The sequence below is a fragment of the Paenibacillus sp. GCM10027628 genome, assembly GCF_042676385.1.
Lineage (GTDB): Bacteria > Bacillota > Bacilli > Paenibacillales > NBRC-103111 > Paenibacillus_E.
In genome coordinates this window covers 28,322-43,650 of sequence record NZ_JBHTHA010000024.1, presented here as the reverse complement: position 1 = coordinate 43,650, position 15,329 = coordinate 28,322, and the positions used below count along the sequence as shown (strand labels likewise).

At 48.7% G+C, this 15,329-nt stretch carries 17 protein-coding genes; 11 read left to right on the top strand and 6 right to left on the bottom strand.

Going from position 1 to position 15,329, the window contains the following annotated elements; all coding sequences use genetic code 11:
• Positions 1 to 40 precede the first annotated feature (40 nt).
• From ACFQZT_RS18185 to ACFQZT_RS18175, 3 genes are read left to right on the top strand one after another with little or no spacing between them, the layout of a single operon-like run.
• Positions 41 to 205, top strand: a complete 165-nt coding sequence (locus ACFQZT_RS18185) for a YycC family protein (RefSeq protein ID WP_379302266.1) — start codon at positions 41 to 43, stop codon at positions 203 to 205.
• Positions 206 to 208: 3 nt separating this feature from the next.
• A complete protein-coding gene (locus ACFQZT_RS18180; RefSeq protein ID WP_379302265.1) occupies positions 209 to 442 on the top strand; it encodes a hypothetical protein in 234 nt (77 codons plus the stop codon).
• A gap of 38 nt (positions 443 to 480) precedes the next feature.
• A complete protein-coding gene (locus ACFQZT_RS18175; protein ID WP_379302264.1) occupies positions 481 to 1,590 on the top strand; it encodes a GGDEF domain-containing protein in 1,110 nt (369 codons plus the stop codon).
• Between the two features lie 63 nt (positions 1,591 to 1,653).
• Here ACFQZT_RS18175 and ACFQZT_RS18170 read toward each other — a convergent pair whose 3' ends face one another.
• Together ACFQZT_RS18170 and ACFQZT_RS18165 are read right to left on the bottom strand one after the other, a co-directional pair.
• Positions 1,654 to 2,355: a DUF2225 domain-containing protein gene (locus tag ACFQZT_RS18170; protein WP_379302263.1), complete on the bottom strand. Its 702-nt coding sequence runs from the start codon at positions 2,353 to 2,355 to the stop codon at positions 1,654 to 1,656.
• Positions 2,356 to 2,401: 46 nt separating this feature from the next.
• Positions 2,402 to 2,794, bottom strand: a complete 393-nt coding sequence (locus ACFQZT_RS18165; protein ID WP_379302262.1) for a globin domain-containing protein — start codon at positions 2,792 to 2,794, stop codon at positions 2,402 to 2,404.
• Positions 2,795 to 3,075: 281 nt separating this feature from the next.
• On the opposite strand from ACFQZT_RS18165, the gene ylbJ reads away from it, so the two are divergent.
• From ylbJ to ACFQZT_RS18145, 4 genes are all read left to right on the top strand, one after another.
• The gene (ylbJ, locus tag ACFQZT_RS18160) at positions 3,076 to 4,314 is read left to right on the top strand and encodes a sporulation integral membrane protein YlbJ (protein ID WP_379302261.1); all 1,239 of its coding nucleotides are present in this window, start codon (positions 3,076 to 3,078) and stop codon (positions 4,312 to 4,314) included.
• 46 nt (positions 4,315 to 4,360) lie between these two features.
• Positions 4,361 to 6,916, top strand: a complete 2,556-nt coding sequence (gene glgP / locus ACFQZT_RS18155; protein ID WP_379302260.1) for an alpha-glucan family phosphorylase — start codon at positions 4,361 to 4,363, stop codon at positions 6,914 to 6,916.
• A gap of 143 nt (positions 6,917 to 7,059) precedes the next feature.
• Positions 7,060 to 7,737: a PilZ domain-containing protein gene (locus ACFQZT_RS18150; protein WP_379302259.1), complete on the top strand. Its 678-nt coding sequence runs from the start codon at positions 7,060 to 7,062 to the stop codon at positions 7,735 to 7,737.
• Between the two features lie 23 nt (positions 7,738 to 7,760).
• Positions 7,761 to 8,573 carry an NAD kinase gene (locus ACFQZT_RS18145; RefSeq protein ID WP_379302258.1) on the top strand — a complete coding sequence of 271 codons (813 nt, stop codon included), beginning with the start codon at positions 7,761 to 7,763 and terminating at the stop codon, positions 8,571 to 8,573.
• Positions 8,574 to 8,633: 60 nt separating this feature from the next.
• On the opposite strand, the gene ACFQZT_RS18140 is transcribed toward ACFQZT_RS18145, so the two are convergent.
• Both ACFQZT_RS18140 and lipA read right to left on the bottom strand, forming a co-directional pair.
• Positions 8,634 to 8,948 (bottom strand): YutD family protein, encoded by a 315-nt coding sequence (locus ACFQZT_RS18140; protein ID WP_379302257.1) that lies wholly within the window; start codon positions 8,946 to 8,948, stop codon positions 8,634 to 8,636.
• Between the two features lie 49 nt (positions 8,949 to 8,997).
• Complete coding sequence (gene lipA / locus ACFQZT_RS18135; RefSeq protein ID WP_379302256.1) at positions 8,998 to 9,951, bottom strand: lipoyl synthase; 954 nt, start codon at positions 9,949 to 9,951, stop codon at positions 8,998 to 9,000.
• Positions 9,952 to 10,040: 89 nt separating this feature from the next.
• On the opposite strand from lipA, the gene larE reads away from it, so the two are divergent.
• From larE to larC, 3 genes are read left to right on the top strand one after another with little or no spacing between them, the layout of a single operon-like run.
• Positions 10,041 to 10,889: an ATP-dependent sacrificial sulfur transferase LarE gene (gene larE / locus ACFQZT_RS18130; RefSeq protein ID WP_379302255.1), complete on the top strand. Its 849-nt coding sequence runs from the start codon at positions 10,041 to 10,043 to the stop codon at positions 10,887 to 10,889.
• The gene (gene larB / locus ACFQZT_RS18125; protein WP_379302254.1) at positions 10,886 to 11,674 is read left to right on the top strand and encodes a nickel pincer cofactor biosynthesis protein LarB; all 789 of its coding nucleotides are present in this window, start codon (positions 10,886 to 10,888) and stop codon (positions 11,672 to 11,674) included. Before larE ends, larB begins: the two co-directional genes overlap by 4 nt.
• Before the next feature lie 10 nt (positions 11,675 to 11,684).
• Positions 11,685 to 12,587, top strand: a complete 903-nt coding sequence (gene larC / locus ACFQZT_RS18120; protein ID WP_379302253.1) for a nickel pincer cofactor biosynthesis protein LarC — start codon at positions 11,685 to 11,687, stop codon at positions 12,585 to 12,587.
• A gap of 37 nt (positions 12,588 to 12,624) precedes the next feature.
• Here the strand turns inward: larC and larC2 are convergent, their stop codons facing one another.
• A complete protein-coding gene (gene larC2 / locus ACFQZT_RS18115) occupies positions 12,625 to 13,092 on the bottom strand; it encodes a nickel pincer cofactor biosynthesis protein LarC2 (RefSeq protein ID WP_379302252.1) in 468 nt (155 codons plus the stop codon).
• 115 nt (positions 13,093 to 13,207) lie between these two features.
• Between larC2 and ACFQZT_RS18110 the strand changes: the two genes are divergently transcribed.
• Entirely contained in the window at positions 13,208 to 14,260 is a 1,053-nt protein-coding gene (locus ACFQZT_RS18110) for a M23 family metallopeptidase (RefSeq protein ID WP_379302251.1), read from the top strand.
• Positions 14,261 to 14,268: 8 nt separating this feature from the next.
• On the opposite strand, the gene yunB is transcribed toward ACFQZT_RS18110, so the two are convergent.
• Positions 14,269 to 15,066 carry a sporulation protein YunB gene (gene yunB / locus ACFQZT_RS18105; RefSeq protein WP_379302250.1) on the bottom strand — a complete coding sequence of 266 codons (798 nt, stop codon included), beginning with the start codon at positions 15,064 to 15,066 and terminating at the stop codon, positions 14,269 to 14,271.
• Positions 15,067 to 15,329: the final 263 nt, after the last annotated feature.

Sequence of the window (15,329 nt, the reverse complement as noted above, 5' to 3'; positions counted from 1 at the left end):
TTCCACAAGGACAAATCGGAACAGGATGGTGTGTACGATAATGAAACCGTTACAAATTTCACCGGAAACAGCTCAAAAGCTAGCCGAGCAACTCAAAGTGCCGCTTGAGCATCTGATGCATATGCCACAGCATATCTTACTACAAAAATTGGCAGAGCTTGCCAAGGCCTCTCCGCCTGACAGCAGCGAGCCGGAAACGAAGTAATTCTTGATCCCTTTTGCTAATACTTGGCCCTATGAGATTATCATGAAGGACGTCTATGTGGCGGAATGTCCATTTTGCCGTAGCTCTAATGTGCTGTTACCGCTCAAAATCCACGAACTGCAATCCATTCACGAAGGTAAGAAAAAGCTGCTTGTGTTTCCTTGTTGTCACAATAGACTGACGATCGTTGACACAGACCGCGATTATTTATTGGCGGATAGCGCTATACGAAAGTAATAATCGTAGCTTCCGGGCTTAAGGAGTAGGTTAGCCCTATGAATGAATATCTCATCCCACTTACAAGCGCGTGTACGTTAGTTACCCTAAACTACATCGCAATGAAGCTTCGCAACAAGATGCTCATCGAGTCGTATGAGCACCTTCTTGCCCCGCTTCTTACGGGATTAGCCAGCATCATCATGATGCTGGAGCCTCTGCCTGAGGCGCTTGGCTTAATCGATCTACGCTCACTGCCTATCTTCATGGCCGGTTTACGATATGGACTCCCATTAGCCATCCTTTCCACCGTGCTGCCTTCCTGTTACAGCTTCATTCTTCATGAAAATCACGGTGTGTTCATTATTGCCCAAGACCTAATAGCTCCCGCTTTGCTTAGTTCTTTCTTCCATAATAAAGAATATCGCAGCGGCTTCTTGGACATTCCTATTCGTCATGGCTTGCAAATATGTTTGTTCGTATTTTTCGTACATTTGCTTACTCACGGATATCTCACTGGCGTACTTTCATTGGATCATGTTATGGATCAGTTATTTATGCTCATCATCATGGCGGCTACGTTTATCCTCCTGATCGCCATGGTCAATGATGAGAATAAGAACTGGAGGATGCAGCGGCAATTGGAAATGCAGGCCAATCAAGACGGTTTAACGCGCCTGCCAAATTTGCGGAGTTTTATTTCCATCGCTAAGAATGCAATGAGAATGCGCAAAGTCTCGATCATGATGATCGACATCGATAATTTCAAGCAGTATAACGATCACTTCGGCCACTTGGAAGGAGATCAGTTGCTGCGAGACATAGCCAGTATATTGAGGCATCATGTTCAGGAACAAGATTATGTAGCCCGGTACGGCGGCGAAGAATTCATCCTGTTCAGTACGGAGACGGACCCCATGCACCTTGCCGCGTATGCCCAGCGTCTTTGCGAAGCTGTAGCCGATAGCTTCCACGGGCAGATCCACAGCGACTACCCGCAGATAACGATATCGATCGGAATCTCCATTGCCGGAGCGCTGCAGGAGGAACTACAGCAAATCATATCCGAAGCCGATTACGCACTATATGAATCCAAACGCAGCGGGAAAAATCGTTTCACCTTTTACACGGGTGCTAAGATCGTCAAACAAAAAATGAACGCTTATTAATTCAAGGGAAGCCGTCCAATCCCAGAATCATAAGCGTTCATTTGTTTATTTTGCTTAATTCGTTCATGTTGCTTGTTTCATTTCCTCCGGCAGTTCCATTCTAGCGGCAAGCATGTCTTCTCGAGTTACGACCCATTGCTCGCGACAGGCACGTATCATGCCCGCATCCATTATCTTCCGGTCATTAATCACTCTTGAGAACCATTTTACCGCGTCGTTATAGTAGCTGAGTCTGCGACTAAGCTCTCCCATCAAATACATCAAGCGGGCATTATTCAAATCCATGCCTTCGGTTTCATACACGCTTACGTAAGCATCCAGCGCATAAGCCAGGAAGCGCTTCTCCTGCTCCCAATCGCCTTGTTCACGATACAACCAAGCAATGTGATGAAGCAGTCCGGCCACGACACGTGACTTCTCTTCCTTGATCTGTGCACTGAGCAGCGCAAGCTTGTAACTTAGCAGCGCATCGTCCCAGCTTCGCTCTCCACAATAATCACGCATCGTCCAGTTCTGAACAATTCTGGACTGGAATGCATCCCGCTGCGACGGCTTCCATTTGTCTGAAAAATTTTCCGTATGCGCATAGCCGCATGTTGGACAGATTCGAACCACATAAAACTCGGGATTTATTTCTTTATAATGCATACAGAAATCCGTATCCGTCTTCGATGCTTTTTTAAAGCTGGGACGAACTTTCTTCGTCTTATATGTACGGGTGCAAAAGGTGCACGTTACCGTAATGTCATATAAAGGTTCAATCATCGTGGAACCCCGCCTTTTTCAAATAAAAGTATATAGGAGCAGAGAACTATTCGGTATCGGGTGTATTAACGAAGTGATAGGCGGAGCCTTTTAACCGTTCTAATAAAAAATCCCTTAAGTCGTTCGGTAAGCCTACTTCCGCCATCGCCTCAGCCATACAGCTCAGCCAAGCATCTGCGCGCTCCACCGTAATGGGGAACGGCATGTGTCTCGCTCGCATCATCGGGTGCCCATGCTGATCCGAATACAACGTAGGCCCGCCGAAAAATTGGCTCAAGAACAAGTATTGCTTCTCCATAACGGGTGTAAGATCCGGAGGAAACAGAGGTCCCAGCAGAGGGTGATTTTGCACTTTGGGATAAAAAGCCTCCACCAGCTTGCGAATCATCTCCGCTCCCCCCATAAGTTCATACAATGTACGGCGATCGTTGTCTGCCATGCTGCCTAACCTCACTTATCTGTAAACACTTAGTAATTTTCTAAATCCTCATCAGCCGTGTTCATTAATGTCTCACGAATGACAAACACAAAAGCACATACGACGAATCCAGCAATCACACCTGTCATATGAATCACTCCCGCTGTCAAGGATATACAACTTTTCGTAGTCCTATTTTACCATAAAAGCATGTAGATAACAGTACCAAAGTCCAAGTTTTTTGGGACGGCATGTATGTCCACCTCTTTTCATATAGTGGAATGAAGGAGGTGTGCCGTGCGATGCAAAAACGTAACTTTACCGTAGCATTACTGATCGTTTTCATCATCATTGCCATCGTGTTGTGCTTATTCTTCTTTCCACACGAAGGCATGAAGGCCGCCTTGCGCGGCGTTTCCATTTGGTGGGACGTGCTTTTTCCCGCCCTGTTTCCCTTTTTCGTCATCTCCGAAATTTTACTCGGCTTCGGGATCGTGCATTTTTTCGGGACGCTGCTCGATCCGATGATGCGTCCTGTCTTTCGCATTCCCGGCATCGGCGGTTTCGTGATGGCGATGGGCTTCGCCGCCGGTTACCCCGTCGGCGCCAGATTGACCTCCCAGCTCTGGGAGCAGGGGCTGGTGAATCGGGAAGAGGGTGAACGACTTGTCGCGTTCACCACGAGCTCCGATCCGATTTTCCTGATCGGTGCGGTGTCTGTGGGTTTCTTCCATGACGCCTCCCTCGCCATGATCCTAGCGGTAGCCCACTACGGCGGCTCTGTGATTATTGGCATCCTCATGCGATTTCACGGAAGAAAGAGCATGAGCACGCCTTTGGAAGCCAAAAGCAAGGGCTGGGTGTGGAAGCGAGCTTTTAATGCGATGCACACCGCGCGGCTGAATGACGGAAGATCAATTGGCACTTTGCTTAGCCAATCCATTCTTCATTCGCTCAACCTGATCTTCGTCGTCGGTGGACTGGTCGTATTCTTCTCCGTCGTGCTCGAAGTACTGACAGCGGCCAAGGTCATGAACGCTATGTATCTTCTGATCCGAAGCGCGCTGCAAGTGACTGGGCTTCCGCATGAGCTCTCGCAAGCGGTTATGAATGGCCTCTTCGAAGTCACGCTCGGCGCGAAGGCCGCCGGCTCTGCAGCCGCTGCGCTGGCTTTATCCAGCAAAGTGGCGATCGCCGCTTTCATCCTGTCCTGGGCCGGTCTGTCGGTTCATGCCCAGATCGTTAGCTTGCTAAGCCATACGAATCTGCGTTACTTGCCTTTCGTGACGGCGAGATTCGTACATGCTCTGCTCTCAGCTGCTATTGTGCTCCTTATTTGGGAGCCTATGCAGCGATTTCGTGACGGTGCAGCCGTATTTTTACCGGAATACGACGCCGCATCCCCCCTTTCCAGCTTTCTGAAACTATTGCTTCCCGTCAGCGTGACGATCATACTTTCAACTTTTTCAGTCATCGCGCTCCTGTTTGCCGCATACTCCTTACTTAAACTGATGTATGAAAAGGTTGGTGGAACAAGATAATATGGGTATTCATGAAAATCCAAACAAAGGAAGAGGACACCAAGATATGCTAGCTGCCTTAACGAAACCAATACAGCCGTTACCGCAAGCTATTCAGCGACTTACGGATCTTGCATACAATCTCTGGTTCAGCTGGAATCCAGATGCGCTCAAGCTTTTTGCCCGCATGGATGAAGCGAAGTGGGAGCAATCCGGTCATAATCCCGTGCGCCTGCTTCAAGATTTGGATCCATCAGCGCTGCAAGCTCTTAGTATGGATCCGGATTTTCAGATTGCCTATCAACATGTGATTGCGCAATACGATTCATATATGCATGGAAGCACATGGTTCCAAGAAAATCATGCTGACAGAAGCTATGTGCGGATTGCATACTTCTCAGCGGAATTCGGCTTTCACGAGTCGCTGCCCATTTACTCAGGCGGGTTGGGCATCCTGGCCGCAGATCACTGTAAATCGGCGAGCGATCTTGGAATTCCTCTCGTAGGTGTTGGACTTTTATATAAGAAGGGGTATTTCACTCAAAAAATCGACCTTTCCGGTGGTCAACAGGCCGAGCTGCTGCAATATGATTTCAGCAAGCTGCCAATTAAGCAAGTGATGAAAGATAACCAACCTCTACTTGTTTCTATAGATATGCCGGGGCGGGCAATCTCTTTACAAGTATGGTACGTCCAAGTCGGCAGAAATACTATTTATTTGCTGGATGCCGATCATGACGCCAACAACCAGGCGGATAAAGAGCTTACCGCTCAGCTTTATGGAGGTAACCAAGACACGCGTATCGCGCAAGAAATTGCGCTCGGCATCGGCGGTGTTAAGGCCCTTCGAGCTATTGGGTATTATCCGAACGTGTACCATATCAATGAAGGGCACGCAGCCTTCCTTACGCTTGAACGATTGAAGGAACTACTGCAACTTGGGCTTCCTTTTCATGTAGCGGTCGAGACGGTCCGGGCTGCCACCGTCTTCACAACACATACCCCTGTACCTGCAGGGCATGACACGTTCTCCATCGGGATGGTAGAACATTATCTAGGACCGCTGCTCCAAGATTTATCCCGTCACAAGCAAGAAATCGTTACCCTCGGTCTCGATTACCAAACAGGTCAATTCAATATGACCCATTTGGCGATGAACCTGGCAGGACTTCGCAATGGTGTCAGCAAGCTGCATGGTCAAGTATCCCGTGAGATGTTCCGGGAGTTCCATGGCAATATCGATGCGGAAGAGGTGCCCATCGATTCGATTACGAACGGTGTACATTTGGACACGTGGATTGCGCCGGCATGGAAAGAATTGCTGGATCGCTTCCTCCCCGGCACCTGGAAGCAAGAGCAGGCCAATAAGGATCAATGGCAGACGGTCAAGGTCATACCGGATGATTCGGTGTGGAAGGTGCATATGCAGCTGAAGGAGGATATGATCCGCTTTGCGCGGCGTAATTTAGCTGAGCAGCGCAGACGTAACGGAGAGTCTGAAGAGCGGATTGAAGAAGTTAGACACTATCTGAATCCGAAAGCTCTGACGATCGGTTTCGCCAGAAGGTTTGCCACTTACAAGCGGGCCAACCTGATTTTTAACGATTTGCACCGGCTGAAGAAACTGATCAACGACAGCGAACGACCGGTACAATTTATTTTCGCCGGCAAAGCGCATCCTGCTGATTACCCGGGGCAAGAGCTGATCCGTGAAATTTATCGCATTTCGCAGAAAAAAGAGTTTTTGGGCAAAATCGTCATCCTCGAAAACTACGATATCCATATGGCCCGCTACTTAGTGCAGGGCGTCGACGTCTGGCTCAACAACCCCCGCAGACCGCTCGAAGCAAGCGGAACGAGCGGACAAAAGGCGGCGTTAAACGGTGTGCTGAATTTCAGCGTGCTGGACGGTTGGTGGGAGGAAGGGTACAACGGTTCCAATGGATGGGCGATCGGATCTGCCGGCACTGCGGACTGGGCTGCACAAGAAAAGGAAAATACCGCGTCCATCTATAAAATTCTGGAGCAGGAAATCATTCCGCTCTATTATAATCAAGGCGAGCTTCCGCATCAGTGGATTAGCCGGATGAAGCGGTCGATGGAGACGCTTAGTCCAGTGTATAATACGCATCGCATGGTGCAGGATTATACCGAATTGACCTATTTGCCTACGGCAGACCGAGCCCGGCATTTTGCTGGCAACGGATATGAAGTTGCAACGAGGGTCGCTGATTACAAAAGATTCATCCTCAGTAATTGGTATCATGTCAAAATCATCGGCGTTGATGACCGTTCCGCCAGAATTTCAACCGTGGCTCCGCTGAATCTTAACGATCCGTCTACCAAAGAAATTACGGCTGACGTTCTTTTCGGACCCATTTGGCCACCCGATGCGGCCGTCGAAGTTATTTATTATGAGGAACAAGGAGGCGCTTGGAAACAACGGGTTGTTCCCATGGAGCCCGTAGGCGAAGTTGTCGAACAAACCCAAAAATATCATGCGACCATTCCCAGCCATCTCGTTCACGGCCCGCACTTCTCTATTCGCGTCCGGCCGGTCAGCTCCAATTTTGTCCATGACTTCGAACTCCCATTGGTAACGAGCACGCGATCATGGAAATAGAAAGGTGCGGCGCAAAATTTCCCATATCTCGACAAAAGCCCCGTTTGGGGCTTTTCTTATTTACTTTTATTGATTATTATGAAAGAAGAAATGATGCTATGTTTCACGGTTCATGAATGCAAATCTATCCAACTGGTGATGCTATGGATTGGAATAAAGCACTAGAACTAGAATTGATTGCACCGAAAGCCGATTGTGGACTGATTATCGTCGGCGAATCCAAGGATGGACAACCTTTCTGCTGTGAGGAAAGTTTTAAGATTGAACAAATTGGCGATTCTTCATTCGTTGTATTGTTAGAACTTTCAGGTCTTTATCCACTAGATAAGCTCGAACTTGTGTCCTTTATTGAATTTTCCTTTAAAGACCGCGGACTTTTATATTTTACATACGTCGACCTGATCGGACTCGAATTGAAAAAAACGTGCTGCCTGCTTACACTCTCGATTCCTGATGAAATTTTCACCCAGCAAAAACGTCTTTTCAATCGCTCGAGGCTATCGGTTCGAACCCCCGTTACGCTGCGCATTGTCGGAATTCGCAGGCAATCTGCGCACAAAGGCGTTGCATTTGCCGGACAGTTGCTTGATATTAGTGCTGGAGGTCTTTCATTTGTCACTACGAATCGGCTTTTTTGTCCCTTATTTTTGGAATTCAGTTTTATTCTGCCGCACTTTCCGCAGCCCATTACGGTATTCGGCCAAATAGTCCGGGTCACGAATATCGGCCACGATGCCTATCGGGTCGCCGCCGAGTTCCGGGATACTCCCGAAACGATTCTTAATGAGATTGAGAAATACTGTTCCAAAGAAATTTCTTAGCCCTACTTAGGAGGATTAGACCATTGAAATACAATGTGATTGAACGAGGGGATGAAATCTCCAAGAAGTTAACGGAGCGGTTTCATGCACTCGCTGCTCAGCAAGGTATGCCCAGGGATGAAGTAAATCCGGACATCGTCCTCTCGATTGGCGGAGACGGCACGATGCTTCAGGCGTTTCATAAATATGTGCAGCAGCTACCTCAAATCGCATTTGTCGGTATTCATACGGGCCATCTCGGTTTTTTTGCGGACTGGAAACCAGACGAGCTGGATGATCTGGCTTCGCTGATGTTTAGCGTCACAACTCCTGAGGAGCTTCGTGTTGTTCAATATCCTGTGGTTGAAATCGAAATTACGACAGAATCCGGCGTTGAAACGCATCTGGCGCTCAATGAATTTACACTGAGAGGCATTGAAGTGTCCTTAGTCGCACAGCTTCAGATCAACGATGAGATGTTTGAAATGTTCCGCGGCGACGGCATTTGTATTTCTTCTCCTGCCGGCAGCACAGCTTATAATAAAAGCTTAGGCGGCGCCATGGTGCATCCATCCCTTGAGGCCATTCAAGTCGCCGAAATCGCATCGATTAATAATCGCGTATACCGAACGCTCGGATCGCCGATGATTTTGCCGAAGCATCACCATTGCGATATTATTCCTAAGGCTCACCAGAACATGCTTTTATCGCTTGACCACCTCTATATGCAGCGCAGTGATGTTGTATCGATTCGCTGCCGCGTAGCGTCCAATGTGAAGGTCAAGTTCGCCCGTTTCCGCTCATTTCCATTCTGGAACCGCGTTCGGGAAGCCTTCGTCGGTTATGACGTTAAATGAAAAAGACGCCCCATTCGCTGCTTTAAGCGTTGGCGGGCGTCTTTTGTTTGGAAAAACTTCTTATGAAACCGGTACGCTTGTTTCTACCGGCGCGCTCTGCTTGGTGTTTACCTTCTCAATAATAAAGTAGGCGCAGCCGAAGTTGCAGTACTCATTTAAATAATCCTGCAGCGCGGCAATCGAGCTTTCCTTCGTGGCCTTCGGATGATTCTCTTTGAAGAACCCCCTTAACCTCAATTGGCTATAACCCCAATCCCCTACGATATAATCATAGCGTTCCAGCACTTCGCTAAAGCGGTCCCGGAACACTTCAAAGTTCCAGCCGTTTTTGTGGTCGGTCACTAATTCGTATGTCTTATTTGCGATATGGATCATGATGTTAGGAAGCTCTCCTTTCTAAGACCCGATTATAGGTTAATTTTTGCTATGCATTGGTAGCAGTTGCTGATTGAACCTGTTCATGTGCATGATAAGAACTTCGTACCATCGGGCCGGATTCCACATGCTTGAACCCGCGTTTCATTCCCTCTTCTTTAAGGATAGCAAACTGCTCCGGGGTATAATACTTCTTTACATCCAAATGGGTAGGAGAAGGTTGCAAATATTGCCCAATGGTCATGATGTCGCAGTCAATCCCGCGCAGATCGTCCATCGTTTGCAGCAGTTCGTCCCACTCCTCGCCAACACCAATCATGATGCTGGATTTGGTAGGAATGTTTGGTGCTATACGTTTGGAACGTTCGAGCAGTTCAAGCGACCGGCGATATTTCGCTTTGGATCGCACACGATCCGACATGCGTTCAACGGTCTCGATATTATGGTTCAAAATGTCCGGTTTCGCTTCCAGCACCGTAATGAGCGACGCTTCGCGCCCCAAGAAGTCCGGAATGAGCACTTCGACGGTACAAAGCGGCATTTTGCGGCGAATCGCTTTGATCGTCTCGGCGAAGATCATCGCGCCTCCGTCCTCCAAATCGTCACGGGCAACGGAAGTCACCACACAATGACGCAGACCCATTTGCAAAGCAGCATCAGCTACACGTTCCGGCTCCTGAAGATCGAGTTCGGTCGGAAGGCCAGTCTTCACCGCACAAAAACGGCAAGCCCTCGTACAAATATCGCCTAATATCATAAATGTCGCGGTCCGATTCGCCCAGCATTCGTGAATATTCGGACATTTAGCTTCTTCGCAAACGGTATGCAGCGTCTTGGAACGCATCATGGACTTGAGTTCTTTAAAATTCTCACCTGTGGTGAGTTTAATTTTGAGCCATTCAGGTTTTCTCTCTAGAGGTTTGGTAGGCACCGGTAAATCCCGCCTTTTTATTGGTTTCTCGTTGTTGTTATTATAACATGAATGCTTGACAAAACAATCCACTTTGCCAGTCAGTTGTGATACACTTAGCTAGATGGGCCAAAGACCAAAGCAGTCCGGCATTCATAAGGGCTGTATGGGAGGGAAGAAACATGAGCATAACAGAAATTACACGTGACAAAGACAGACGTTTAGGCGAAATCCTTAGGGGGATGGGCCGTGTGTTAATCGCCTTTTCCGGAGGCGTAGACAGCACTTTCGTCCTGAAACGCGCGCAGCAGGAGCTCGGCGATCAAGTGTTAGCCGTCACCGCAGCGTCTGAAACGTTCCCGTCACGAGAGTTTGACGCAGCCGTCGAACTTGCCGAACAAATTGGCGTCCCACTGTACAAAACAGAGGTTAAAGAGCTGGAGAATGCGAATTTCGTCGCCAACAATCCGGACCGCTGTTACCATTGTAAAACGGGACTTTATTCACATTTGCAGCAGTTAGCCAAAGAATTAGGCTACCCTTATATTCTGGATGGTTCCAATGTCGATGATCTCGGCGACTACCGTCCAGGCCTACAAGCCAAGAACGAGCAAGGCGTTCGAAGCACACTTCAGGAGGCTGGCCTTACCAAGGAGGAGATCAGACAGCTTTCCAAAGAACTTGGTCTCAAAACTTGGGATAAACCGTCCTTTGCCTGCTTATCCTCCCGCATTCCCTACGGGACGAAGATCGAAAAGTGGAAAATCGACCAGTTGGACGAAGGCGAATACTTCTTGTCCCAGCTTGGGCTCTATCAAGTGCGCGTTCGTCACCACGATAAAATCGCCCGCATCGAAGTGATGCCGGATGAAATTCACAAGGTTGTCGAGCATCGAGACGCCATTTACGAGAAGTTCAGCAAACTCGGCTTCACCTACGTGACGCTGGATTTGCAGGGCTACCGGACCGGCAGCATGAACGAAGTGCTGTCCAAGGAAACTAAAGAAAAGGTGAAAGAAGCATCCTTATGATGGATTTGGAAAAGATATTAAAGCTCGTCCAGACGGGTGACCTGGACATCGAAGAAGCAAAACGGCAAATCATCAAGGATGGCAGCGGAAGCGGAAGCGGAAGCGCTAATGCCACCCTTGATCTTGGATTTGCACAGCTGGACATCGAGCGCGAGAAGCGGACAGGCTTCCCCGAAGTGATCTTCGGGGAAGGCAAGACCGCCGAGCAGCTCGAGGCGATTTTCCGGCGGCTCATAGAGCACACCGACCGCGTGCTCGCCACGCGGGTAGATAGTGCCAAAGCCGCCCATGTGGTAGGTGCCATCGAAGGCGTCACCTACCACGAAACCGCACGGGCGCTCACTTGGTTCAAGCGCCCGATGCTTAAAGTCCACGACGGCTACATCGCCGTCGTGTGCGCAGGCACCTCCGACCTCCCCGTGGCGGAGGAGGCGGCTCTTACCGCAGAATGCCTGGGCAGCCACGTCGAACGGGTTTTCGATGTAGGCGTCGCCGGCATTCACCGGCTGTTCCGCCGGCTCGACCTCATTCGCGGTGCGAACGCGATCGTCGTTGTCGCCGGCATGGAGGGCGCGCTCGCCAGCGTCGTCGGCGGGCTTGTGGCCAAGCCCATCGTCGCCGTGCCGACGAGCATCGGGTATGGCGCGAACCTTGCAGGCGTCGCGCCCCTGCTGTCGATGTTAAACGCCTGCTCGCCAGGCATCTCCGTCGTCAACATCGACAACGGCTTTGGAGCCGGCTACTACGCCGGTCTCATCAACAAAAATATGTCGAAACGAGCGTGAGACTCCGATTATGCGTATTTTATATTTGGACTGCTTCTCTGGCATCAGCGGCGATATGACCCTCGGCGCACTTGTTGATGCCGGAGCAGATCGTGCTTACATAGAAGAAGAGCTTACCAAAATCAAACTTGAACCCTATATGCTCGAGTGGAAACGAGTCGTGAAACGCGGTATCTCAGCTCTCAAGCTTGATGTTCTGTTGGATCCGCAGCACCCGCCTAAGCATCATAGGCATTACTCCGAAATTGTCCGCGTCATTCAAGAAGCGGGTTTCAATGAGCGAGTAACCGCACTTAGCTTAGCTATTTTCGAAAAAATCGGCATCGCCGAAGCCAAAATTCACGGTATTCCCGTGGAAAAAGTCCACTTCCATGAAGTTGGAGCTATTGACTCAATCGTTGACATTGTCGGTGTAGCATTAGCCATTGATTCGCTGCAGATCGAGCGCATCTATGCCTCACCTGTCCCCCTTGGTTCAGGCACGATTCATATTGATCACGGTATATATCCGGTCCCTGCTCCAGCTACCTTGGAGATGATGCGCGGTTTGCCCATCGCTTCTACCAACTACAGCTTAGAATTAACCACGCCAACGGGCGCAGGCATTATATCCGGCATCGTAGACGAATTCTCCAAAAGCTTCCCGCCAATGATCGTCGATACGATCGGCTATGGAGCTGGAACCAGAGATTTGCCTAATCAGCCGAATGTACTTCGTGTCGTTGTCGGTAAAGTCGATCCGTTGATTGGCAAATGGCAAATTACCCATGAGCATCTTGCCCATGACCACGGCCATGCACATTCCCATGAGGATCATCATCATCATTCTCACGATGACCATCACAGCCACTCGCATGATCATCATCATGAGCATGAGCATAAACATAATCACAACCATAATCATGCCCAATGAGAAAAACGCCTCATCCTGCTCGCCAGGAAGAGGCGTTTTATCGTTCCATAAACTGTTTTCTCACTTCGTCATAAACCTTTTTGAGCGGCACTTGATGTTGCCTGGCGACTCGCTCACATTCTTTAAACTCAGGAGCATACTGTACCAACTTCCCCTGGTGATAGCCAACTTTAACACTCATGGGCCCCCACTGCGTTTGTACGATTTCGAAATCCCTGGCTAACCGATGACAAGATGCATGCATATACCGGACGCCAAGCGTTGTTGTTTCACTGAATATTACCTCTTCTACCACGTTAAGCAGTTCAGATTCCACAAGAACGTTCAGCATAATGCCGGGTCTCCCTTTTTTCATAATAATCGGCACCACAAAAACATCGTTGGCACCAAGATCAAAGAGCTTGTCCATAATATAAGAGACCCACTCGGGATTCATATCATCCAAATTAGCTTGAATGAGCAGCATCTGATCATCCACATGTTCTTCTCTGTGATTGAAACTCACACACCCCACCCCTTATAGGCATCATAGCAAAAAATGGCTGCAATCTAAAGTGATGGGATAAACATCCCAATAACCGCGCATCCTAAGAACTAACATTTCAGGGAGGATGATAGAAATGAAAAGCAGACCTATTTGGCCTCGGGTTCTTGTTCTGAGCCTTCTTCTATCTGCAACCGAATCGGAAATTCAACTCGTAAGTGCCGCTTCTTCAATTGAAATCCCCATACATGATAATGCGCCAGCTCCATCCAAAAATACAAGCAACCCTAATGCCGAACGCAAAGAGCTTTTTGAGAAAACAAGTACGCTTACAGGGATTCCCTGGACCTATTTGGCTGCAGTAGACCAATATGAACGGACCATGAATCGCGCTAGAAAAAGACCCGCCCACCAAGGTCTAACCAGCATATACTTCGCCGAATCAGACTGGACAGGCCTAATGAACCCTGATCAGCAGGACACGAATCCGCGAAGCATTGCCTTGTTCAACGGTTATGGAAGAGACGGTTCTGGCGATGGCGTGGCAGATCGCAGCAATGACTTGGATGTACTTGCTTCAATGACAGTTCTGATGAGCAAATTGGGGACAAGAGAAGAACAAATGCATATAAGCTTATGGAATTATTATCAAAATTCCCGTAGTGTTGAGCGAATCATACAGTTCGCCGCGATTTATAAGGCATTCGGCAGGCTGGATTTAAATGAGCATGCATTTCCTTTACCTATCGGGGCCGATTACTCTTACCGCAGCACCTGGGGAGATAGCCGCGGTTGGGGCGGGCATCGCATTCATGAAGGTACGGACCTATTTGCTCGTCATGGAGTTCCGGTTCGCAGCACTTGCTACGGCATTATTGAAATTAAGGGATGGAACCCTTACGGCGGCTGGCGGATTGGAATCCGCGACGTAAATAACCTTTATCATTATTACGCACACCTTTCAGGGTACCAAAAAGGCATTAAGGAAGGCGACATTGTGGCGCCCGGTCAAACTATCGGCTGGGTAGGCAGCTCAGGATACGGCAAAAAGGGGACGTCCGGTAAATTCCCGCCTCACTTGCATTTTGGCCTTTACCGGGATAACGGACTTGCCGAGTGGAGCTTCGATCCCTATCCATCCCTTCGTAAATGGGAGCGCGAAGATTATAACAAACTTAAAAACAAGTAAACCGCCTCTTAATGTGGCGGTTCTTCTTTCTCCTTGCTTTCTTGCTGTGGCAACGTATTTTCTCCTTTTGGAGCTGTCGTGCCGACGTTCGGCAAGCTTGGTATAGAAAGGTTCGGTGGAACAGCTTCCTTGTTGCTGCCAACTGGATTCCCTTTATTATCAAAATAATAAGTAGGTACATCACCAACGACCAAAGAATATGAGATAGGGATTTCCGTCTCTACAATTTCCGTATCGGAATCAAATGGAATAATTACGGACACCTCTGCAATAATGCGGACATATACCTCGAAAAGAACCATATTAATTCCTGCGTTCTGGGAACGCGTGTTTAAGTCAACCTTTACACTCCCAACCGGAAGCAGCTTAATAGGAATATCCGGACCGAAAGAGGCCAAAATAGCGCTATTCATTGCCTGCCCAACCGGGATATGATCGGAAATTTTTTGCAAATTGTTCAATTCGCCCTGTACAGTTCTAATCGTATCCGAAGTAATCCGCATGTGTTCCGCATAATTAAGCATAAACCCGGTGATTTTACCGTTTTTGTCTGTTTTCCAATCGATGAGCTGTTCGGCATTTGCATTTCCCGCGACATGATCGGCAATTGCGCTATTTATCGCTTGTGTTGCGATCTGCTTGATACGGACTTTAGCCAAATTCATGAGCGGCGGGCGCAAATTGCGCTCTACAAACATGAATGACTGAACAGCAAACAAGACAAAGATGAGAAGCCCAATAAGCAAAACCCGTTTGCGGCTCGCTTTCCCCGTAGGCCGGCTCCTCCACCGTCGTCTTCGCAGCATTCCTTTCCCCCCCGCCTGCTTGTGCTTGTCATTAGTACCACTTTATGCAGAACTAGGACAAAAAAGAAGAGCCCAAAACTATGGCTCTCCTCTTTAAAGATGAACGAACTAAAGAGCATAGTCTATTTTGACTGTCTTTTGCCCTGCCTTTGCCCTGTCTTTTTGCCCTGCCTTATGCCCTGTTTTATGCCCTGTCTTTTTGCCCTGTCTTTTTGCCCTGCTNTTTATGCCCTGTCTTTTTGCCCTGTCTTTTTGCCCTGCTT